This window comes from Ramlibacter sp., from assembly GCF_036676645.1.
Classification (GTDB): Bacteria; Pseudomonadota; Gammaproteobacteria; order Burkholderiales; family Burkholderiaceae_C; genus Ramlibacter.
Genome location: NZ_JAKFCM010000108.1, coordinates 41,681 through 62,640, shown reverse-complemented (window position 1 = coordinate 62,640; position 20,960 = coordinate 41,681). Strand labels below are relative to the sequence as shown.

Genomic DNA, 20,960 nt, shown 5'->3' with positions numbered 1-20,960 from the left:
CCCAATCACCTCCCGCGCCGCCTGCTCCGCCCGCACCGCCACCTCCAGCGGCGACCGGCACAGCCCCGCCAGCTCGTAGTTCAGGTTCTCGTACAGCTCGGCCAGCTCCGGCACGGCCGCCAGCAGGGCCTCCAGGCCGGCGTCGCGGGGGTGGGCGCGAAGTTCGTCCTGGATGTGGGTGACCACCGAGCGGTACTGCTCGGGGTCCACCGGCACGCGGCTGCGCTCCAGCTTGCGGAGCATCTGCACCAGCGTGACCAGGTTGCGGTGGGCGGTCAGTGGCGTGTTCATGGCGCCCAGTTCGGGCCGGCTGCCCGTTTTTCAAGCAGCCCGGCTGCGACAATCCCTGCATGACGACCCGTTTTTGGCCGGCCGGCGCGCCATGAAGGCCAAGTCGCTGCGCGACCTGCAGGAGATCCAGCGCAAGCTCGCGGAGCAGCAGCAGCGGGACGCGCAGGAGGCGGCTGCGCGCGAGGCGGCGATGCGCCAGGCAGCCGCCGAGCGCAACCTGTTCGTGCGCGCCGCCGGCGACGTGCAGCCCCTGCGGCACCCGCCCCGCGTGCTGCTGGCCGGCGAGCAGCCGCCGCCGATCCCGGTGCAGCAGCAGCTGGACGAGCAGCGCGTGCTGGCCGAGTCGCTGAGCGACGATTTCGACGCCAGCACGCTGCTGGACGTGGACGATGCGCTGAGCTTCCGGCGCCCCGGCATCGGGCTGGACGTGACCCGCAAGCTGCGCAAGGGGCACTGGAGCATCCAGCGCGAGATCGACCTGCACGGCCTGCGCCGGGAGGACGCGCGCGAGGCGCTCTCGGCCTTCATCCGCGAAGCGCACCGGCATGGCGTGCGCTGCCTGCGGGTGGTGCACGGCAAGGGCCTGGGCTCGCCCGGCAAGACCCCGGTGCTCAAGGCCAGGGTGCAGGGCTGGCTGGTGCAGAAGAAGGAAGTGCTGGCTTTCGTGCAGGCCCGCGGCGACGAGGGCGGTGCCGGGGCGCTGGTGGTGCTGCTCAAGCCCCTGGGGCCCGGCGTCTAGGCATTCGCGCCAAGGGCTGTCGGCCGCCCGGCTTTACAGCAGCCCCCGCTCCGCCATCGACAGTGCCTGCCCGGGCGCGACGATCACGTGGTCCAGCACCCGCACGTCGACCAGCGCCAGGGCGGCCTTCAGGGTCTGGGTGAGCGCCTCGTCGGCGCGCGAGGGGTTGACGGTGCCGCTGGGGTGGTTGTGCGCCAGCACGACGGAGGCCGATTCGTGCTGCAGGGCGCGCACCACGATCTCGCGCGGGTAAACCGAGGTCTGGGTCAGGGTGCCGCGGAACATCACTTCCATCTCGATCAGCCGGTTCTGGGCGTCCAGGAACATGACGGCGAACACCTCGTGCGGCTGGCGGGCCAGGTGCAGCTGCAGGTAGTGCTTGACGGCGTCGGGCGAGCTGAACGCCTCGCGCGCCCGCAATTGCTGGGCCATGGCGCGGCGCGCCAGCTCCAGCACCGCGACCAGCTCGGCCCGCTTGGCCGGGCCGCCCAGGCCCTTGATGCGCTTGAGGTCCTCGGGGCGGGTGTGCAGCAGACCGGCGATGCCGCCGAAGGCATCGACCAGTTCCTGCGCCAGCGCGAAGACGCCCTTGCCGGCCAGCCCGGTGCGCAGCAGCAAGGCCAGCAGTTCGGTGTCGGACAGGGCGGCTGCGCCCCGGGCCAGCAGCTTCTCGCGCGGGCGGGCGTCGGCGGGGATGTCGTGGAGGGACATGTGCCTTGTCAACCCGGCAGGGGCCGTGCGCCACCTAGAATCACCCTTGCCATGCCATCTCCTACGCCCCGCGTGCAGCCGGGCTCGTTCCTGACGCTGCACTACCGCCTGGCCGGCCCAGGCGGCGACGTGATCAACACCTTCCACGACAAGCCCGCGACTTTGACACTGGGCACGGGCGAGCTGTCGCCGGCGATGGAGCAGCGCCTCCTCGGGCTGGAGGAGGGCGCCCGGGCCACCTTCCAGCTGGCCGCCGGCGAGGCCTTCGGCGAGCGCAACCCGGACATGGTCCAGTGGGTGGCGCGCAAGCTGCTGCGCGAGATGGGGGACCCGCAGGACGACTACCACGTCGGCGAGGTGGTCGAGTTCCCCACGCCCGACGGCAGCGGCAGCTACGCCGGCGCGGTGCGGCAGGTCGGGCGCGAGGGCGAGAGCGACGCCGTGCTGTTCGACTTCAACCACCCGCTCGCGGGGCAGGCGGTGACCTTCGAGGTCCAGCTGATCGGCGTGCTATGAACACCGGTACCAAGCAGATCATCCTGGCCGAGCCGCGCGGCTTCTGCGCGGGCGTGGACCGGGCCATCGAGATCGTCGAGCGGGCGCTCGCCAAGTTCGGCGCGCCGATCTACGTGCGCCACGAGATCGTGCACAACACCTACGTGGTCAACGACCTGAAGGCCAAGGGCGCGATCTTCATCGAGGACCTGGACGAGGTGCCCGCCGGCGCCACGCTGGTGTTCTCGGCGCACGGCGTCAGCAAGGCGGTGCAGGACGAGGCGCGCCGGCGCGGCTTCGACATCTTCGACGCCACCTGCCCGCTGGTGAGCAAGGTGCACATGGAAGTGGCCAAGCTCGCCCGCGAAGGCTACGAGTTCATCATGATCGGCCACAAGGGCCACCCCGAGGTAGAGGGCACCATGGGCCAGCTGGACCATGGCATCCACCTGGTGGAGGACGTGGACGACGTGCAGCACGTGCAGCCCTCGCAGACCGAGCGGCTGGCGCTGGTCACGCAGACCACGCTGTCGGTGGACGACGCGGCCGAGATCTCGGCCGCCGTGCGCCGGCGCTTTCCCGCCATCCGCGAGCCCAAGCAGCAGGACATCTGCTACGCCACGCAGAACCGGCAGGACGCGGTCAAGCTCATGACGCGCCAGGTCGATGTCGTGATCGTGGTGGGCAGCCCCACCAGCAGCAACAGCAACCGTCTGGCCGAGCTGGCGCGCAAGCTGGGCGTGCCCGCCTTCATGGTCGACAGCGCGGAGGAGCTCGATCCCGAGTGGCTGGTCGGCCGCAAGCGGGTCGGGCTGACCGCCGGCGCCTCGGCGCCCGAACTGCTGGTGCAGCAGGTGATCGAGCGCATCCGCTCGCTCGGCGCCGGCGTGGCGCTGCAGCGCATGGAAGGCGTGCAGGAGACGATGAAGTTCCCGCTGCCCAAGGGGCTGAAGCTGTGAGGGCTGCGCGCGACGCGCCGTCTTGGCTTGGCGGGCCCGACCCGGACTTTGTCATTGCGGCCGCGAGCCGCAATCCATTGCCGGCGAATAGGTCCGCATCGGGAGGTGGATGCCGGGTCAAGCCCGGCAGGACACGGTCCGGCGCCGGCTTGGTGGCCAGGGTGCCATGAATCCAGCCGCCATCGAGCACGCCGCCCGCGTCTTCCGCGAGCGGTTCCCCCACTTCATCCGCCGCACCCCCTTGTGGAAGCTGCCCGGCAGCGCGCTGGGCGTGCAGGCTTCCGAGGTCTGGCTCAAGCTGGAACACCTGCAGGCCTCGGGCAGCTTCAAGGCGCGCGGGATGCTGAACCGGCTGCTGTCCAACCCGATCCCGGCCAGCGGCGTGATCGTGGCGTCCGGTGGCAATGCCGGCATCGCCACCGCCGCGGCGGCGCGGGAGCTGGGCGTGCGCTGTGAAGTGTTCGTGCCCACGGTGTGCAGCCCGGCCAAGCAGGCGCGGCTGCGCGAACTGGGCGCGCAGGTGGTGCTGGCGGGCGCGGTCTATGCGGAGGCGCTGGACGCCTGCCTGGCGCGCCAGCGGGAAACCGGGGCGCTGCTCACGCATGCCTACGACCAGCCCGAGGTGGTCACCGGCGCCGGCACGCTGGCCTGCGAGATCGAAGAGCAGGGCGGGCGGGTGCCCGGTTCGGTGCTGGTGAGCGTGGGCGGCGGCGGGCTGATCGCCGGCGTGGCGGCCTGGTACCAGGACCGCAGCCGCGTGGTCGGGCTGGAGCCGGAACTCGCCCCCACGTTGCACCGGGCGCGCCAGGCCGGCGAGCCGGTCGACGTCGCCGTCAGCGGCATCGCGGCCGATTCGCTCGGCGCCAGGCGCGTCGGCGCGCTGGCATGGGACATCACGCAGCGCTGGGTGCCGCAATCGCTGCTGCTGCCGGACGAAGCGATCCGCACCGCCCAGCTCTGGCTGTGGCAGCAGCTGAAGCTGGCCGCGGAACCCGCGGCCGCATTGCCGCTGGCCGCCTTGCAGCAAGGCATCTACCGGCCGGCGGCGGGCGAAGCCGTGGCGCTGGTGATCTGCGGCGCCAACCTGGACCCGGCCAGCCTCGCTTGAGTGCTGGCGGCGAGTGCGCCCGGTTCCACCTTTTCATGTCATACCGGCCCGTTCAGCGCATGGGTGAGCGACGGCTGGCCTGCTGCGGACACAACCCCGATCCGGGATCAAGCCCGCAATGACATGGGCTTCGGTCACGTCTGTCCAACGGGACAATAATCGGCCATGGAAACCAAATGGCTCGAAGACTTCGTCAGCCTGGCCGAAACACGCAGCTTCAGCCGGTCGGCGCAGCTTCGCCACGTGACGCAGCCGGCGTTCTCGCGCCGCATCCAGGCGCTGGAGGCCTGGGCGGGCACCGACCTGGTGGATCGCAGCTCCTATCCCACCCGCCTCACCCCGGCCGGCGAGACGCTCTACACCCAATCGCTGGAAATGCTGCAGGCGCTGCAAAGCACGCGCGCCATGCTGCGCGGCCACTCCACCGCCGGGCAGGACGTGATCGAGTTCGCCGTGCCGCACACGCTGGCCTTCACCTTCTTCCCGGCCTGGGTCTCCAGCCTGCGCGAGAAGTTCGGGCCGATCAAGAGCCGCCTGATCGCGCTGAACGTGCACGACGCGGTGATGCGGCTGGTCGAGGGCGGCTGCGACGTGCTGATCGCCTACCACCACGTCTCGCAGCCGCTGCAGCTGGACGCGGACCGCTACGAGATGGTCACGCTCGGCGAGGAAGTGCTCGCGCCCTACTGCAAGCCGGGCCCCGACGGCGAGCCGCTGTTCAAGCTGCCCGGCCGGGCCGGCCAGCCGCTGCCCTACCTGGGCTACGCGCCCGGCGCCTACCTGGGGCGGGTGGCCGACCTGATCCTCAAGCAGTCGCCCACGGCCATCCACCTCGACCGCGTGTACGAGACCGACATGGCCGAGGGCCTGAAGGTGATGGCGCTGGAGGGCCATGGCGTCGCCTTCCTGCCCTACAGCGCGGTGAAGAAGGAACTGCGCGCACGCAAGCTGGTGCCGGCCACCCCTGCCGGCACCGCGCTGGAGATGGCGATGGACATCCGGGCCTACCGCGAAAGACCCTCCCCGCGGGAGGCGCCCAAGCGCACCGTGCAGGCGCTCTGGGCCTACCTGGCCGGGCAGGCCGCGAGCGAGCCGGCGCCGGCGCGGGCGGTGGCCGGCAAGTCATAAATCTTTCGCATAAGGCTGGCCCGCAATCGGCATTGGCTGGCGGGTGATGCCGCCGCTACATTTCGACGCCACTTTCCAAGCACCATGCCCAACGACGACTCCCGCATCGAGCGCGACTTTCTCGGCGAAAAGCAGATTCCCGCGCACGCCTGGTGGGGCGTGCACACCGCCCGCGCAGTCGAGAACTTCCCGATCTCGGGCACGCCCGTTTCGGCCATGCCGGAACTGGTGCGCGCCTTCGGCTTCGTCAAGAAGGCCGCCGCCCGCACCAACCTGGAACTGGGGGTGCTCGACGAGGCCCGCGCCTACGCCATCATGGCGGCGTGCGAGGAACTGATCGCGGGCCAGTACCACGACCAGTTCGTGGTCGACGTGATCCAGGGCGGCGCCGGCACCTCGACCAACATGAACGCCAACGAGGTGATCGCCAACCTGGCGCTGCAGCACATGGGCTTCGAAAAGGGCCGCTACGACGTGCTGCACCCCAACGACCACGTCAACGCCTCCCAGAGCACCAATGACGTGTACCCGACGGCGGTGCGGGTGGCGCTGTGGTTCGGCATCGACCGCCTGATCGATTCGATGGACGTCCTGCGGACCGGCTTCGAGGCCAAGGCCGCCGAGTTCAAGGACATCCTCAAGATCGGCCGCACCCAGTTGCAGGACGCGGTACCGATGACGCTGGGCCAGGAGTTCTCCACCTACGCGGTGATGATGGAGGAGGACGAGGCGCGGCTGCGCGAGGCGCGCGCCCTGATCCAGGAGGTCAACCTGGGCGCCACCGCCATCGGCACCGGCATCAACTCGCCCGCCGGCTACGCCGAGCTGGCCTGCCGCCACCTGGCCGACATCAGCGGCATCCCGGTGATCAAGTCGCCCAACCTGGTCGAGGCCACCCAGGACACCGGAGCCTTCGTGCAGCTGTCGGGCGTGCTCAAGCGGGTGGCCACCAAGCTGTCCAAGACCTGCAACGACCTGCGCCTGCTGTCCAGCGGGCCGCAGGCCGGCTTCGGCGACATCCGGCTGCCGCCGCGCCAGGCCGGCTCGTCCATCATGCCGGGCAAGGTCAACCCGGTGATTCCGGAAGTGATGAACCAGGTCGCCTACGAGGTGATCGGTAACGACATGACCGTGACCATGGCCTCGGAGGCCGGGCAACTGCAGCTCAACGCCTTCGAGCCGATCATGGGCTGGAGCCTGTACAAGAGCATCCAGCACCTGTCCAACGCCTGCCTCACCCTGCAGGCGCATTGCGTGTCCGGCATCGAGGCCAACCACGAGCTGCTCGCGCGCCGGGTGCGCGAGTCGGTGACGCTGGTGACCGCGCTCAACCCGATCATCGGCTACGAAAAGGCGGCGATGATCGCCAAGACCGCCATCGCCACCGGCGCCCCCATCGACGAAGTCGCCGAATCGCTGGGCATCCTGACGCGCGAGCAGATGGAAGCCCTGCTGGTCCCCGAAAGGCTGACCCAGCCGATGCGGCTGGAAGGCGGCGACGAAAAGGTCGGCTGAACATCGCTGCGACCCGGCGAGGGTGTGCGTCTGCGTTCGCGGACTCCCGCAGGGCACCGGATCCCCGCCGCTGCGCGTGCGGATGAACGGGGGCGGCCGGATTCGGGTATTCCCGCAACGCCGAATGCCTAGAATTTCGTTTTCAGTTCACCCCAAACCGAGTTCCCTGAGGAGGTCCCCATGAAGAAGGTTCTGCTGGCCGCCACCCTGGCCGCCGCCACCGCCACCGCCACCACCGGCACCGCGTTCGCGCAGGCCACCGACACCATCGCCAAGGCCAAGTCCACCGGCTCGGTCACCATGGGCGTACGCGAGTCGTCGGGCGCCCTGTCGTACACGCTGGGCGACGGCAAGTACGCCGGCTTCCACGTGGAGATCTGCCAGCGCATCCTGGCCGAACTGGAAAAGCAGGCCGGCAAGAAGCTGGAGGTCAGGTACCAGCCGGTCACCTCGCAGAACCGCATCCCGCTGGTGCAGAACGGCACGGTGGACATCGAGTGCGGCTCCACCACCAACAATGCCGCCCGTGCCAAGGACGTCGGCTTCCTGAACACCACCTACGTCGAGGAAGTGCGCATCGCCGTCAAGGCCAACTCGGGCATCAAGGGCATCGCCGACCTGAAGGGCAAGACGATCGCCACCACCACCGGCACCACGTCCGTGCAGCACCTGCGCAAGCACGAGCGCGCCAACGGCGTCGACTTCAAGGAGGTGTTCGGCAAGGACCACGCCGACAGCTTCCTGCTGATGGAATCGGGCCGCGCCGACGCCTTCGTGATGGACGGCTCCATCCTGGCCGGCAACATTGCCAACGCCAAGAACCCGGCCGACTTCAAGATCGTCGGCGAGGTGCTCAACGTCGAGCCCATCGCCATCATGATCCGCAAGGACGACGCCGGCCTGAAGAAGCTGGGCAACGACGTGATCGCCGGCCTGGTCAAGAGCGGCGAGATGAACAAGCTATGGGACAAGTGGTTCCTGCAGCCGATCCCGCCCAAGAACGTGAAGGTCGGCCTGGCCCTGTCGGAGAGCACCAAGGACGCCTGGGCCAACCCCAACGACAAGCCGATGGAAGACTACGCCAAGAAGTAAGCCGAGCTGGCGCCCAGGACCCCTGACCGATGCCTTCGGCAGGGGTCTTGTTTTTGAGGGGCGCCCGGCGGCGGATGCGGCGGGGCGTCAAGAAGACGAAGAGGAGGAGCGCATGGCCTGGAACTGGCAGGTCTTCTGCAAGGAGACCACCACCGGAGAGACCGTCACGGGCTGCTTCGGCCGCGGCGGCGACGAGACCTACCTGAACTGGATCGTCTCGGCCTGGGGCTGGACGCTCACCGTCTCGCTGCTCGCGCTGCTGGTGGCGCTGCTCACCGGGCTGGTGATCGGCACCGTCCGCACCCTGCCCGACAAACCCTGGCTGGTGCGCCTGGGCAATGCCTGGGTCGAGCTGTTCCGCAACATCCCGCTGCTGGTGCAGATCTTCCTGTGGTACTTCGTCATCCCCGGCATCTTTCCGGTGATGAAGGACGTGCCCTCCATCGTGCTGGTGGTCATGGCGCTGGGCCTGTTCACCTCGGCCCGCATCGCCGAGCAGGTGCGCGCCGGCATCCAGGCGCTGCCGCGCGGGCAGCGCTACGCCGGCCTGGCACTCGGGCTGAGCACCCTGCAGACCTACCGGTACGTGCTGCTGCCCATGGCGCTGCGCATCATCATTCCGCCGATGACCAGCGAGTCCATGAACATCATGAAGAACTCCTCGGTCGCGTTCGCGGTGTCGATCACCGAGCTGACCTTCTTCGCCATGCAGTCGGGCGAGGAGACCGCGGCGCCGGTCGAGATGTACCTGGCCGTGACGGTGCTGTACGCGTTCTCGGCGCTGGTCATCAACCGCATCATGGCCTTCATCGAGGCCCGGTCGCGGGTGCCGGGCTTCGTCGCTGCGGGCGGCATGGCGGGGGGCCACTAGATGCTCGGCAACCTCGACCTGTCCTTCTTCAGCTGGCAACTGCTGGCGCCGTTCGTCTACAAGGGCTTCGTCTTCAGCCTCTGGCTGACGGTGGTGGCCACCATCGGCGGCATCGCGTTCGGCACCGTGCTGGCGCTGATGCGGCTGTCCGGCATGAAGGCCTTCGAACTGCCGGCCGCAGCGTACGTCAACACCATGCGCTCGATTCCGCTGGTGATGGTGCTGCTGTGGTTCTTCCTGCTGATCCCGTTCCTGATCGGCCGGCACATCGGCGCCGAGATGTCGGCGGTGATCACCTTCGTTGCCTTCGAGGCGGCGTACTTCTCCGAGATCGTGCGCGCCGGCATCCAGTCCATCCCGCGCGGGCAGGTCAATGCCGGCTATGCGATGGGCATGACCTACGGCCAGAACATGCGGCTGATCATCCTGCCGCAGGCCTTCCGCAACATGCTGCCGGTGTTCCTGACGCAGACCATCATCCTGTTCCAGGACACCTCCCTGGTCTATGCCATCGGTGCCTACGACATGCTCAAGGGCTTCGAGACCGCCGGCAAGAACCTGGGCCGCCCCGTGGAGGCCTACCTGCTGGCCGCCATCCTGTATTTCCTGATGTGCCTGGGCCTGTCGTGGCTGGTGCGCCGCGTGCAGCTGAAGGTACAGATCATCCGTTGAGCGAGGCCCGTTCCATGAGCGACAGACCCATGATCGAAATCAACAACGTCTCCAAGTGGTACGGCCCGGTGCAGGTGCTGGAGAACTGCTCGGTGCGCATCGACAAGGGCGACGTGGTGGTCGTGTGCGGGCCGTCCGGCTCCGGCAAGTCCACCCTGATCAAGGCGGTGAATGCGCTGGAGCCGATCCAGAAGGGCACCATCACCGTCGACGGCATCGCCGTCAACGACCCCAGGACCGACCTGCCCAAGCTGCGCAGCCGCGTCGGCATGGTGTTCCAGCACTTCGAGCTGTTCCCGCACCTGTCGGTGACCGAGAACCTGACGCTGGCGCAGATCAAGGTGCTGGGCCGCAGCGCCGACGAAGCGAAGGCGCGCGGGCTGAAGATGCTCGACCGCGTCGGCCTGATGGCGCACAAGGACAAGTTCCCCGGCCAGCTGTCCGGCGGCCAGCAGCAGCGCGTGGCCATCGCCCGCGCGCTGTCGATGGACCCGATCGTCATGCTGTTCGACGAGCCCACTTCGGCGCTCGACCCCGAGATGGTCGGCGAGGTGCTGGACGTGATGGTCAACCTGGCCCGGGAGGGCATGACCATGATGGTGGTCACCCACGAGATGGGCTTCGCCCGCAAGGTGGCCAACCGCGTGATCTTCATCGACATCGGCGGCCGCATCCTGGAAGACTGCAGCAAGGACGACTTCTTCGACAACCCCGACGCCCGGCAGGCGCGGACCAAGGAATTCCTGAACAAGATCCTGGCGCACTAGCGTTGCCGCCTGCCTGAACCTCGTCGGGGGCGCCGACAGGCTCAGCCAGCGGGAGTTTTCCGGACGGCCCCGCGGCGGCGGCGGCCACGCCTCGCATCCGTCGTCTGGGACAATCGGTTCCCATGTCCGACAGTTTCACCATCACGCGCCCCGACGACTGGCACCTGCACGTGCGCGATGGCGCGGCCATGGCCACGGTGGTGCCGCATTCGGCAGCCCAGTTCGGGCGGGCGATCGTCATGCCCAACCTGAAGCCGCCGGTGACCACCGCCGCCCAGGCCGCCGCCTACCGGGCCCGCATCCTCGAGGCCGTCCCCAAGGGCATCGACTTCGAGCCACTGATGACGCTGTACCTCACCGACAGGCTGCCGCCGGACGAGATCCGGCGCGCGCGCGAGGCCGGGGTGGTGGCCGTCAAGCTCTACCCGGCCGGCGCCACCACCCACAGCGACGCCGGCGTCACCGACATCCGCAAGGCGCATCCCGCGCTGGAGGCGATGCAGCGCGAAGGCCTGCCGCTGCTGGTGCACGGCGAAGTGACCTCCCCCGAGGTGGACCTGTTCGACCGGGAGGCGGTGTTCATCGAGCAGCAGCTCATCCCGCTGCGGCGCGACTTCCCCGGGCTGAAGATCGTGATGGAGCACATCACCACGCGGGAGGCCGCCCAGTACGTGCGCGACTCGGATGCGCTCACGGCGGCGACCATCACCGCGCACCACCTGCTGTACAACCGCAACGCGATCTTCACCGGCGGCATCCGCCCGCACTACTACTGCCTGCCGGTGCTCAAGCGCGAGACGCACCGGCTGGCACTGGTCGAAGCCGCGGTCTCGGGCAACCCGAAGTTCTTCCTCGGCACCGACAGCGCGCCGCACCCGGCGCACCTGAAGGAGCACGCCGGCGGCTGCGCCGGCTGCTACACCGCGCATGCGGCGATGGAGCTGTACGCCGAGGCCTTCGAAGCCGCCGGCGCGCTCGACAGGCTGGAGGGCTTCGCCAGCTTCCACGGCGCCGATTTCTACGGACTGCCGCGCAACACCGGCACGCTGACGCTGCAGCGCACCGAGTGGACGGTGCCCGACGCCTACGCCTTCGGCGATGCGCAGCTCAAGCCACTGCGGGCCGGCGAGACGCTGCGGTGGAAGGCGATCTAGCGGCGCTGGACTGGCGCTCGCCCTGGCTGGCCGGCTGGCAGGAGCCGGGCGAGCGGGTGGCCGCCCGGGTCGCCCGGGGATCTTCGGTCGCGCAGGCCCTGAACGCCGAGCCGGGGTCGCCGGTGCGCTTCGTCGCCCAATCGCGGCTCCCGGAGGGCGAGCCCTACGAGCGTTTCGTCTTCGAATGCGCAGCCTGCCCCACCCGCGACAACCTGCACGACTTCTACAACGGCCTGTGCTGGCTGCGCATGCCGCGGGCCAAGCGCCGGCTGAACGCGCTGCAGGCGCAGCAGATCGATCGCGACGGCATCGGTGGCCGCCGCGGACCGGTGCGCGATGCGATCACCGTCTTCGACGAGAACGGCGCCCTGCTGGATGCACCGCCGCCGCTGTGGGACGCACTGCTGGCGCGCGACTGGCAAGCCTTGTTCATCGGCCTGCGCCCGCTCTGGGCGCAGGCGCGCGTGCGGGTGTTCGGCCATGCGCTGCTGGAGAAACTGGCCCGGCCGCGCAAGGACCTGACCGCCCATGTCTGGGCCGAACCGTGCCCCCTGGCAACGCCGGAGGAGGCCGATGCGTGGCTGTCCTTGCGCTGCACGCCCCAGCGGCTGGCGGACAAGCCGTTCACCCCGCTGCCGGTGCTGGGCATTCCCGGCTGGTGGCCGGAGAACCAGAACTTTTCCTGGTACGCCGACTCGACGGTCTTCCGGCCGCGGCGGCGCTGAAACAGGGCAGAATTCCGGCCTCGTGCACTGGCCCAGCCTCTTGATTTCGGCCGCCGGCCACCTCATCTTCGCGCGGCAAACCCTCGTCAACGGAGCCTTATGAAACGCATCGTCCTGTTCCTGGCCACCAACCTCGCCGTCGTGGTGGTGCTGGGGATCGTCGCCAGCCTGCTGGGCGTGAACCGCTACCTGACGGCCAACGGGCTGAACCTGGGCGCGCTGCTGGGCTTCGCCTTCGTCATGGGCTTCGGCGGCGCCTTCATCTCGCTGCTGCTGTCCAAGCCGATCGCCAAGTGGAGCTCGGGCGTGCAGGTCATCGACGGCACCGGCTCGGCCGACGAGGCCTGGATCGTCGAGACGGTGCGCCGCTTCGCCGACAAGGCCGGCATCGGCATGCCCGAAGTCGGCATCTTCCCCGGCGAGCCCAACGCCTTCGCCACCGGCGCCTTCAAGAACAGTGCGCTGGTCGCCGTGTCCACCGGCCTGCTGCAGGGCATGACCCGGGACGAGGTGGAGGCGGTGATCGGCCACGAGGTGGCCCACATCGCCAACGGCGACATGGTGACCATGACGCTGATCCAGGGCGTGATGAACACCTTCGTGGTGTTCCTGTCGCGCGTGATCGGCTACATCGTCGATGGCTGGCTCAGCCGCGGCGAGCAGCGCTCGGGCCCCGGCATCGGCTACTTCGTCACCACCATCGTGCTGGACATCCTGCTGGGCTTCCTGGCCGCCATCATCGTGGCCTGGTTCTCGCGCCAGCGCGAATTCCGCGCCGACCGCGGCTCGGCCGACCTGATGGGCCGGCGCCAGCCCATGATCAACGCCCTGGCGCGCCTGGGCGGCATGGTGCCCGGCGAACTGCCCAAGAGCCTGCAGACCGCCGGCATCACCTCCGGCGTGGGCAAGCTGTTCTCCACCCATCCGCCGATCGAGGAACGCATCGCGGCGCTGCAGCAGGCGCAGGGCTGAAGAGAGGGCCCCTGGCGCCCGCCCTTTGATGTCATCCCGGCGAAAGCCCACTGCTGTCCGGGATCCATTTTTCAGAGCAGCAAAGGCTGGATCTGCCTGATGTAAGCCTGTTGCTGTCTTCGTCGTAGCCAGGCTGATTGCTGCTCTTGGACCGGCAGCATCAAACAGTGCCTGAGCTCGGCCAGCACTTGCCACAGGGACGTTTGAGGTCGGTGCCGGTTGCGGTACAGCAGGACCAGCAGGTACACGATCAGCGCCACCAGCAGTTGGATGTGCACCGCGTTGTGGCTGCGACCGAGATAGCGCTTGACCTGCAGGTGCTGCTTGATCCACTTGAACAGTAACTCGATCTTCCAGCGATCCTTGTACAGCTGGGCGATCTGGCTGGCTGGGCTGTGGATGTCATTGGTCAGCAGCCATATCGGCGCGTCGTCCTCCCGGGCCACCTGAATGTGCGGCGCACGAGACCGGCGTATGAGTTGCGGTGTCCTGCCCTGTTGGCCTTGTACTTGAAGCGCTCCAAGGCATCACCGAGGATCACGCCCCGGTGGGCCGGCTCTATGGGGAGTTGGCGTACCTGGACCAACCCAATGTTGGTCTTGGCACGGGTGACGAAGCGCGCACCCTTGCGCTCGATTCGGTGCCACCAGTTGTAGTCGCAGTAGGCTTTGTCAAAGACGTAGGTGGCTCCCGGCTCGATCGGCAGCTTCCTGCCTTCGTCCAGGTCGTTGATGTTCACTGGGGTGACGCTCTGGTGCACCGGGCTGCCTGTCTTGGCGGCAAACAGCACGTGCAGCTTCAAGCCGCGATCCCGGGTGGCACTGGCACGGGTCCAGTCGAAGCCGCGCCCGGTCAGCCGGATGGTGGTGGAGTCCAGCAAGTACAGCATCAGGTCGCGTTGGCCGCGAATGGACCGGCCGGCCTGCTTCATGAGCGCGGCAGCCGTGGCGGCAAAGGGCAACGGGCTGCGCTTGGCGTTTGCATCGGCCAGCGTCGAGCGCCGGATCGGCTGCGCATGCAAGTGGTAATGCACGCGCAGGTGCGGGTTGAAGCTGGCCTCCAGCGTGCGCAGACTGTCTGCCCCACTGAGCTGCGCGCACGTCATGGCCAGCAGATGGTGACGACTGGTGAACCCCTTGCAATAGCGGTCGGCCTTGTGCGCGCTCACAGCCGCATCGAAAGTTGCCCAAGGAATCAGTTGCACCACTTGATGCACTCGGCTTAAGCTGAACATGTTGCGTCTCCTGGTTGCTTGTTGAGGTCGCACTCGGGGTCTAACCCCCATCAGCCAGGAGCCGCAACACCTTTCACCTGCGCCGCTTCACGCGCGCGCCAAATTCCATCCAGCTGTATGCCCCTGTGATCCAGCACTGGCGCGGCCTAAAGCTCATCCAGTACTGGATAAAGTCGCCCCCACGCACCTGTGGCGTTTTCACCAATGAAAACGCCGCTCCACAGAGCGGCGTTTCCGGACAGCAGTGGGCGAAAGCCGGGATCCACCTCCTGCCGCTGAACTACACCGCGGGAGGTGGATTGCGGCTCAAGGCCGCAATGACATGCTTGAAACGCGTTCCGGAGCGCGTCTAGCCCTCCAGCTGCTTGACTTCCGCCGCGCCCAACCCGTACATCTCGGCAAACTCCTGCGCCGTCTTGCCGCTGGCCGTGAAGGCGCGGCGCAGGGCTTCCGCGCGGGCGCTCTTCTGTCCGAGCGCCATCAGCGCCTCCTCCAGCAGGCCGCGGGCCGGTTCCGGCGCAGCGCCGAAGCGCTCCCGGTAGCCGTCGCGCCCCAGCCCGGACCGGTCGATGGCCTGTACCAGCTGCGCAACTGCACGCTGGCGTGCCGCCGGCTCCTGGGGCGTGGAACTCTTGCGCCGGTACAGCTCGACGATCGCGTGGTGCACGTGCTCCGGCGCGATCGGCTCCAGCGGCCGTCCTTGCAGGTCGTGCCGCGGCAAGCCGGACGCCACCGCTTCGAGGTAGCGGTTGGAGCGGGTGTGCAGGCCCAGCGCCACCTTCAGCCCGTCGGCCGGCAAACGGTCCGGATGGGCCGCGACCAGGTCCTCGAACACCCCCAGCTTGAGCGGCAGGAAGCGCACCCCGAACAGCCCCGGGTAGAGCTCGAACAGCGTGTGCAGCAGGGGGTGGATGCTGCGCGCAGGCTTCTGGCGCCGCGCCTTGCCGGCGGCCGGGCCGGGTGCTGCCGCGGCCGGCGCCTGCGCGGCCGGAGTGGGGGCGGGCGGTGCCGGCGGAGTCTTGTCGTCGGTTTCGTTCATGTCTTCGCTTCTTCGATGCCGGAGCGGCCCGCGATGCGGCATGCCACCGCCTCGCCGACCCGGATGCCGTCCACGCCGGCCGACAGGATGCCACCGGCGTAGCCGGCGCCTTCGCCGGCCGGATACAGGCCGCGCAGGTTCAGGCTCTGGAAATCCTCGCCGCGCGGGATGCGCACCGGCGACGAAGTGCGCGTCTCGACGCCGGTCAGCACGGCATCCGGCCGGTCGAAGCCCGCGATCCTGCGCCCGAAAGCCGGCAGCGCCTCGCGCAGCGCCTCGATCGCATAGGGCGGCAGGGCAGGGTGCAGGTCGCCGAGCTTCACCCCCGGCTGGTACGAGGGCAGCACGTCGCCGAATTGCGAGGACGGCCGGCTGGCGACGAAGTCGCCCACCAGCTGGCCGGGCGCGTCGTAGTTGCCGCCGCCCAGCTCGAAGGCACGCGACTCCAGCTCGCGCTGCAGCGCCACGCCGGCGAGCGGCCCGCCGGGATAGTCGCCGGGCTCGATCGCCACCACGAGGCCGGCGTTGGCGTTGCGCTCGTTGCGCGAGTACTGGCTCATGCCGTTGGTGACCACGCGCCCCGGCTCCGAGGTCGCGGCCACCACGGTGCCGCCCGGGCACATGCAGAAGCTGTAGACGGCGCGGCCGTTGGCGGCGTGGTGCACCAGCTTGTAGTCGGCGGCGCCCAGCAACGGGTGGCCGGCGTGCCGGCCCCAGCGGGCGCGGTCGATCATTCCCTGCGGGTGCTCGATGCGAAAGCCGATCGAGAACGGCTTGGCTTCCAGCCGCACGCCGCGCGCGTGCAAGGCCTCGAAGGTGTCGCGCGAACTGTGCCCCAGGGCCAGCACCGCGTGGTCGGCGCGCAGCTCGGAAGTGGCGCCGGTGTCCTGGTGCAGCACCGCCAGGCCGCGCAGCGCGCCGTCCTCGATCCGGAAGTCGGTGACGCGCTGCTGGAAACGCACCTCGCCGCCCAGCGCGATGATCTGCTCACGCAGGTTCTCCACCACCTTCACCAGCTTGAAGGTGCCGATGTGCGGGTGCGCGACGGACAGGATCTCCTCGGGCGCGCCGGCCTGGACGAACTCGCGCATCACCTTGCGGCCCAGGAAGCGCGGGTCCCTGATCTGGCTGTACAGCTTGCCGTCGGAGAAGGTGCCGGCGCCGCCCTCGCCGAACTGCACGTTGCTCTCGGGCTGCAGCTCGCGCCTGCGCCACAGGCCCCAGGTGTCGCGGGTGCGCTGCCGGACCGGCTTGCCGCGCTCCAGCACGATCGGTTTCAGGCCCATCTGCGCCAGCACCAGCGCGGCAAAGATGCCGCACGGGCCGAAGCCGATGACCACCGGCCGCAGCGGCGGTGCCTGCGCAGCGAGGACGGGCGGCCGCCAGGCCATGTCGGGCGTGGCGGCGACATGCGGGTGCGAGGCCAGGCGCTGCAGCGCGGCGGTTTCGGCCGCTGCGTCGGCGAGGGCCAGGTCCACGATGTAGACCGCCTGCAGCTCGGCCTTGCGCGCGTCGAAGCTGCGCTTGAACACCTCCAGCCGCGCGATGGCGTCCGGCGCCAGGCCCAGCAGGATGGCCGCGGCGGCGCGCAGCGCCGGTTCAGGGTGTTCGGCCTGCGACAGGGGCAGCTTGAGTTCGGAGATGCGGATCACGGCTTGTGTTCATCAAGCAGTCCGCCTGCAGGATGCCGGCGGGTCCGGGATAATACGCGGCGTGAAGCACGCCAGGCCGCCGCTGGTGCGATCGCGGAAACGCGGCACTGGAGGAAGGTCCGGACTGCACAGGGCAGCGTAGCAGGCAACACCTGTCCACCGCGAGGTGAGGATCAGAGCAACAGAGACGAGTCGGCGCATCCCCCAGGGGCGCGCCGGGTGAAACGGGCAATCTCTACGCGCAGCAATACCAAGTAGGCCGACGTCGACCTGGTCCCGGGGAGTCGGCGGGTAGGTAGCACCGAGCCGGTGGGGCGACCCCCGGCCCAGAGGAATGGCGGCCACGGCGCGGGCAACCGCGCCGCACAGAATCCGGCCTATAGGGGTGCTTCACATCAAAAAGCCGGAGCCCTGGCGGGCCCCGGCTTTTTGATGTGGGTTTCTGATCGGTTGGGCATGGACCGGCAAAGCCGGATCCATGCCCAAAGGGTGTTCGCGCTGCATGCTATTCCGCGCGAACGGTTCGACCTGCGGTCGGAGAAATCGGGGTCGGATACGAATTTCCGGCGGCGTCTTCAGGCCAGTCCCAGCGCCTGGATGCGCTGTACGTGGGCCAGCAGCGAGCGCTGCGCCAGCGGCCACACGCGCGGCGGGACGTCGTCGTAGGCGAGCGGGACCCAGTCTTCGAGCGAGCCGCCGGGGCGGGCGCGCATGGCGGCGATGACCTTGGCTTCGCGCTGCAGCCGGTGGGCCTTGAGCCGGGCGATGGCGCCGCGGGCCGATCCCAGCACGTGGCCGTGGGCCGGCAGGATGAATTCGATGCCGTGCTGCACGCAGGCGGCATCCAGGCGGTCCAGCGAATCGAGGTAGGCGGTCATTTCGCCGTCGGGCGGATCGACCACCGTGGTGCTGCCGTTGAGGACGTGGTCGCCGGAGAACAGCAGGCCGTCCTCCAGCAGCACCAGGCACAGGTGGTTGGCGGCGTGACCGGGCGTGTGGATCACCTGCAGGTGGTGCACGTTGCCTTCGGGCCCCTCGAGCGCCAGCACCTCGCCGTCGTCCAGCGCCCGGTCGGGCGTGAAGCTGCTGCCCGGCCGGGCGGTGGGCTGCGAGGGCAGGCCCAGGACGGGCGGCTGGCCTTCGCACATCGCCTGCAGGGGCTTCGCGCCCGGCGAGTGGTCCGGGTGCGAATGGGTGCACACGATCATCCGGATGTCGCCGCCGGCGGCCTGCCACAGCTTGCGCAGGTGCTCCGGGTCGTCCGGGCCCGGGTCGATGGCGACGTGGCCGGTGGCGGCGTCGCCGACCAGGTAGCTGTTGGTGCCCGGCCCCGTCATGAAGCCCGGATTGGGCGCCGTCAGGCGCTGCACGTTCTTCAGCAGCGCCACGGGCCTGTCGCTCTGCCAGTCGAGGTGGTGGACGATCTGGCCGTCGGGCGAGACCAGCTGCAGCTCGCCATAGGGCGTGTCCTGCTCCATGAAGCGGGCTTCCTGCCCGCCCAGCCAGCCGGCGCGCGGGCAGCTGCGCCAGAGCGGCTCCTCGTTCGTGCAGGCGGCCAGCACCGCGTCGACGCTGTCGAAGCGGCGCAGCCGCTCCAGCGTGCGGATGGTCGGGAAGATCATGAAGAAGCTGCCGGCCTCGTGCCGGGCCAGCGCGTCGGCCGGGCGCACCCACACCGGCTCGAACTGCTCGGCCTCGTCGGCCCGGGGCTCCTGCCCTTCGGGCATGCGCGCCACCAGGAAGGGCACGTCGAAGCGGCGCGGCAGGTCGCGGTCGGTGACCCAGTGCGCCAGCACGAACACCTGCTCGGCGGCGAGGGTCAGGCCGCGGGCACGGCATTGCTCGGCGAAGGGGCCCCGCCGGTCCAGCGCGGCGACGTCGGCGTGGCCGGCAAAGCGGCCGTCGGCGTGGCGGGCCAGCAGCACGCCCAGCTCCTCGAAGCTCTCGCGGATGGCGGCGATGGCCTGGGTCAGGTGCAGGTCGCTCTGGGTCGGCCGGCGCGCCGCGATCGCATGCGCGGCGGCGTCCGCCGGGTCGATGCCGCCGCCGGGGAACACGTAGGCGCCGGGCGCGAAACTGGCCGAAGCCGAGCGGCGCGTCATCAGCAGTTCCGGCCCCCGGTTCGTGTCCCGCATCAGCAGCACGGTGGCCGCGGCGCGGGTGGGAACGGGTTCGCGCTGCGGATGCAGCAGTTGGGTGGCTCTGACCATTGGGCCATTACAGCAGACAAGCCCGTGCCATTGCCGCCGCTGCCGCGATAATCCGGCCCATGCGGATCCGGTTCACCAAGATGCAGGGCGCGGGCAACGATTTCGTCGTGCTCGACGAGACCCGCCGCCGGCTGCAGCTGACGCCGGCGCAGTACCGCTTCCTGGCCGACCGCCATTTCGGCGTCGGCGCCGACCAGATCCTCTCGGTGCGGCCTTCGCCCGGGCCCGGCATCGACTTCGAGTACGTGATCCACAATGCCGACGGCGGCGAGGTCGAGCAGTGCGGCAACGGCGCGCGCTGCTTCGTGCGCTACGTGCGCGACAAGGGCCTGGCGGCGCGCGACACGCTGCGCGTGCAGACGCTGTCGGGCGTGATCGAGCCGCGCCTCAACCCGGACGGCCGCGTCACGGTGGACATGGGCCCGCCGGTGTTCGAGCTGGCGGCCATCCCCTTCGATGCCGAGGGCCTGCAGCCGCAGGCCGCCGGCGACTGGCAGAAGTGGCCGCTGGTGCTGGGCGAGGGCGCCGCCGGCTCGCCGGTCGCCGTGGCCGTGCTGTCCATGGGCAACCCGCATGCAGTGCAGGAGGTCGCGGACGTGGAGGCCGCGCCCGTGGCCGGCCAGGGCCCGCTGATCGAGACGCACGCGCGCTTTCCGCGCCGCGTCAATGCCGGCTTCATGGAATACGTCGACCGCGGCCGCATCCGCCTGCGGGTGTGGGAGCGCGGGGCCGGCGAGACGCTGGCCTGCGGCACCGGCGCGTGCGCGGCCGTGGTGGCCGGCATCCGCCTGGGCCGGCTGGACCCGCGCGTGGACGTGGAGACGCGCGGCGGCCGGCTCACCATCGAGTGGGCCGGCGGCGATGCGTCCGTGTTCATGACCGGCCCGGCCGCGACCGTGTTCGAAGGCGAGATCGAGGTACCCGAATGACCCATCCCATCCCCAGCGTGCCCCCCATCACCGAAGACGACATCGCCGACTACCTGGCCAACTCGCCCGACTTCTTCGAGCGCCACGCGCAGCTGCTGGCCAGCGTGCAGCTGACCAGCCCGCACGGCAACCGCGCCGTCAGCCTGCAGGAGCGGCAGGCCGAGATGCTGCGCGAGAAGATCAAGGCGCTCGAGCACCGCATCATGGACATGGTGCGGCACGGCAACGAGAACGTGGTGATCGCCGACCGGTTGCACCGCTGGACGCGCAACATCATGCTGGTGAGATCCAGGCACGCGCTGCCGGCCACCATCGCCTCGGAGATCATGACCCAGTTCATGGTGCCGCAGGTCGCGATCAAGGTCTGGGACGTGGCGGCGCCCTTCGCGGCCGAGGATTTCGCCACCGGCGTGACGGAGGACGCCAAGAGCTTCGCTTCGTCGCTCACCCAGCCGTATTGCGGCGTCAATTCCGGCTTCGAAGCGGTGAACTGGCTGCAGGACAAGGCCATGGCCATGTCGGTGGCGATGCTGCCGCTGCGCGCGGACGGGCTGCCCAGCGCGGCGCGCGCGTTCGGCATGCTGGTGCTGGCCTCGCCCGACCCGCAGCGCTTCGCTGCCGGCATGGGCACCGACTTCCTGGAGCGCATGGCCGACCTGGCGGCCGCGGCGCTCTCGCGCCTGCGCGACGAATAGCG

General features: G+C 69.4%; 22 protein-coding genes and 1 other RNA gene. 16 read left to right on the top strand and 7 right to left on the bottom strand.

The window, feature by feature from the left end; all coding sequences use genetic code 11:
* Window positions 1–291: hypothetical protein (locus tag V6M57_RS17405; RefSeq protein ID WP_332816262.1), on the bottom strand; the 291-nt coding region annotated here is incomplete at its 3' end.
* Window positions 292–382: 91 nt separating this feature from the next.
* Here V6M57_RS17405 and V6M57_RS17400 point away from each other — a divergent pair.
* Window positions 383–1,030, top strand: coding sequence for a Smr/MutS family protein (locus V6M57_RS17400; RefSeq protein WP_332816261.1), 648 nt, complete (start codon window positions 383–385; stop codon window positions 1,028–1,030).
* A gap of 33 nt (window positions 1,031–1,063) precedes the next feature.
* Here V6M57_RS17400 and radC read toward each other — a convergent pair whose 3' ends face one another.
* On the bottom strand, window positions 1,064–1,741 hold the full coding sequence (gene radC / locus V6M57_RS17395; protein ID WP_332816260.1) for a RadC family protein: 678 nt from the start codon (window positions 1,739–1,741) through the stop codon (window positions 1,064–1,066).
* Window positions 1,742–1,792: 51 nt separating this feature from the next.
* On the opposite strand from radC, the gene V6M57_RS17390 reads away from it, so the two are divergent.
* The 12 genes from V6M57_RS17390 (at window position 1,793) to htpX (ending at window position 13,199) form a co-directional block, all read left to right on the top strand.
* A complete protein-coding gene (locus tag V6M57_RS17390) occupies window positions 1,793–2,257 on the top strand; it encodes an FKBP-type peptidyl-prolyl cis-trans isomerase (protein WP_332816259.1) in 465 nt (154 codons plus the stop codon).
* Window positions 2,254–3,195, top strand: coding sequence for a 4-hydroxy-3-methylbut-2-enyl diphosphate reductase (ispH, locus tag V6M57_RS17385; protein ID WP_332816258.1), 942 nt, complete (start codon window positions 2,254–2,256; stop codon window positions 3,193–3,195). The genes V6M57_RS17390 and ispH overlap by 4 nt, the downstream gene beginning before the upstream one ends.
* Before the next feature lie 166 nt (window positions 3,196–3,361).
* A complete protein-coding gene (locus V6M57_RS17380; RefSeq protein WP_332816257.1) occupies window positions 3,362–4,303 on the top strand; it encodes a threonine/serine dehydratase in 942 nt (313 codons plus the stop codon).
* Window positions 4,304–4,468: 165 nt separating this feature from the next.
* Window positions 4,469–5,431, top strand: a complete 963-nt coding sequence (locus V6M57_RS17375; RefSeq protein ID WP_332816256.1) for a LysR family transcriptional regulator — start codon at window positions 4,469–4,471, stop codon at window positions 5,429–5,431.
* Between the two features lie 84 nt (window positions 5,432–5,515).
* Window positions 5,516–6,946 (top strand): aspartate ammonia-lyase, encoded by a 1,431-nt coding sequence (locus tag V6M57_RS17370; RefSeq protein WP_332816255.1) that lies wholly within the window; start codon window positions 5,516–5,518, stop codon window positions 6,944–6,946.
* 180 nt (window positions 6,947–7,126) lie between these two features.
* Window positions 7,127–8,038 (top strand): amino acid ABC transporter substrate-binding protein, encoded by a 912-nt coding sequence (locus tag V6M57_RS17365; RefSeq protein ID WP_332816254.1) that lies wholly within the window; start codon window positions 7,127–7,129, stop codon window positions 8,036–8,038.
* A gap of 112 nt (window positions 8,039–8,150) precedes the next feature.
* On the top strand, window positions 8,151–8,909 hold the full coding sequence (locus tag V6M57_RS17360; protein WP_332816253.1) for an amino acid ABC transporter permease: 759 nt from the start codon (window positions 8,151–8,153) through the stop codon (window positions 8,907–8,909).
* Entirely contained in the window at window positions 8,910–9,581 is a 672-nt protein-coding gene (locus V6M57_RS17355; RefSeq protein WP_332816252.1) for an amino acid ABC transporter permease, read from the top strand.
* A 29-nt stretch (window positions 9,582–9,610) separates the two neighbouring features.
* Window positions 9,611–10,348: an amino acid ABC transporter ATP-binding protein gene (locus V6M57_RS17350; RefSeq protein WP_332816266.1), complete on the top strand. Its 738-nt coding sequence runs from the start codon at window positions 9,611–9,613 to the stop codon at window positions 10,346–10,348.
* Window positions 10,349–10,470: 122 nt separating this feature from the next.
* Window positions 10,471–11,502: a dihydroorotase gene (gene pyrC, locus V6M57_RS17345; RefSeq protein WP_332816251.1), complete on the top strand. Its 1,032-nt coding sequence runs from the start codon at window positions 10,471–10,473 to the stop codon at window positions 11,500–11,502.
* Entirely contained in the window at window positions 11,487–12,227 is a 741-nt protein-coding gene (locus V6M57_RS17340; protein WP_332816250.1) for a DUF3025 domain-containing protein, read from the top strand. The genes pyrC and V6M57_RS17340 overlap by 16 nt, the downstream gene beginning before the upstream one ends.
* Window positions 12,228–12,326: 99 nt before the next feature.
* Window positions 12,327–13,199: a protease HtpX gene (gene htpX, locus V6M57_RS17335; RefSeq protein ID WP_332816249.1), complete on the top strand. Its 873-nt coding sequence runs from the start codon at window positions 12,327–12,329 to the stop codon at window positions 13,197–13,199.
* Window positions 13,200–13,270: 71 nt separating this feature from the next.
* On the opposite strand, the gene V6M57_RS17330 is transcribed toward htpX, so the two are convergent.
* The 4 genes from V6M57_RS17330 to V6M57_RS17315 all read right to left on the bottom strand — a co-directional run bounded on the left by V6M57_RS17330 (window position 13,271) and on the right by V6M57_RS17315 (window position 17,124).
* Window positions 13,271–13,645 (bottom strand): transposase, encoded by a 375-nt coding sequence (locus V6M57_RS17330; RefSeq protein ID WP_332816248.1) that lies wholly within the window; start codon window positions 13,643–13,645, stop codon window positions 13,271–13,273.
* On the bottom strand, window positions 13,609–14,433 hold the full coding sequence (locus V6M57_RS17325; RefSeq protein WP_332816247.1) for an IS4 family transposase: 825 nt from the start codon (window positions 14,431–14,433) through the stop codon (window positions 13,609–13,611). The genes V6M57_RS17330 and V6M57_RS17325 overlap by 37 nt, the downstream gene beginning before the upstream one ends.
* Before the next feature lie 349 nt (window positions 14,434–14,782).
* Window positions 14,783–15,472 (bottom strand): ProQ/FINO family protein, encoded by a 690-nt coding sequence (locus V6M57_RS17320; protein ID WP_332816246.1) that lies wholly within the window; start codon window positions 15,470–15,472, stop codon window positions 14,783–14,785.
* Window positions 15,469–17,124 carry an NAD(P)/FAD-dependent oxidoreductase gene (locus V6M57_RS17315; RefSeq protein ID WP_332816245.1) on the bottom strand — a complete coding sequence of 552 codons (1,656 nt, stop codon included), beginning with the start codon at window positions 17,122–17,124 and terminating at the stop codon, window positions 15,469–15,471. Before V6M57_RS17315 ends, V6M57_RS17320 begins: the two co-directional genes overlap by 4 nt.
* Before the next feature lie 63 nt (window positions 17,125–17,187).
* Between V6M57_RS17315 and rnpB the strand changes: the two genes are divergently transcribed.
* Window positions 17,188–17,520: RNase P RNA component class A (rnpB, locus tag V6M57_RS17310), an RNA gene on the top strand.
* Window positions 17,521–17,699: 179 nt separating this feature from the next.
* Here rnpB and V6M57_RS17305 read toward each other — a convergent pair.
* Complete coding sequence (locus V6M57_RS17305) at window positions 17,700–19,334, bottom strand: MBL fold metallo-hydrolase (protein WP_332816244.1); 1,635 nt, start codon at window positions 19,332–19,334, stop codon at window positions 17,700–17,702.
* Between the two features lie 59 nt (window positions 19,335–19,393).
* Between V6M57_RS17305 and dapF the strand changes: the two genes are divergently transcribed.
* A complete protein-coding gene (gene dapF / locus V6M57_RS17300) occupies window positions 19,394–20,263 on the top strand; it encodes a diaminopimelate epimerase (RefSeq protein ID WP_332816243.1) in 870 nt (289 codons plus the stop codon).
* A complete protein-coding gene (locus tag V6M57_RS17295; RefSeq protein WP_332816242.1) occupies window positions 20,260–20,958 on the top strand; it encodes a DUF484 family protein in 699 nt (232 codons plus the stop codon). Before dapF ends, V6M57_RS17295 begins: the two co-directional genes overlap by 4 nt.
* Window positions 20,959–20,960 lie beyond the last annotated feature (2 nt).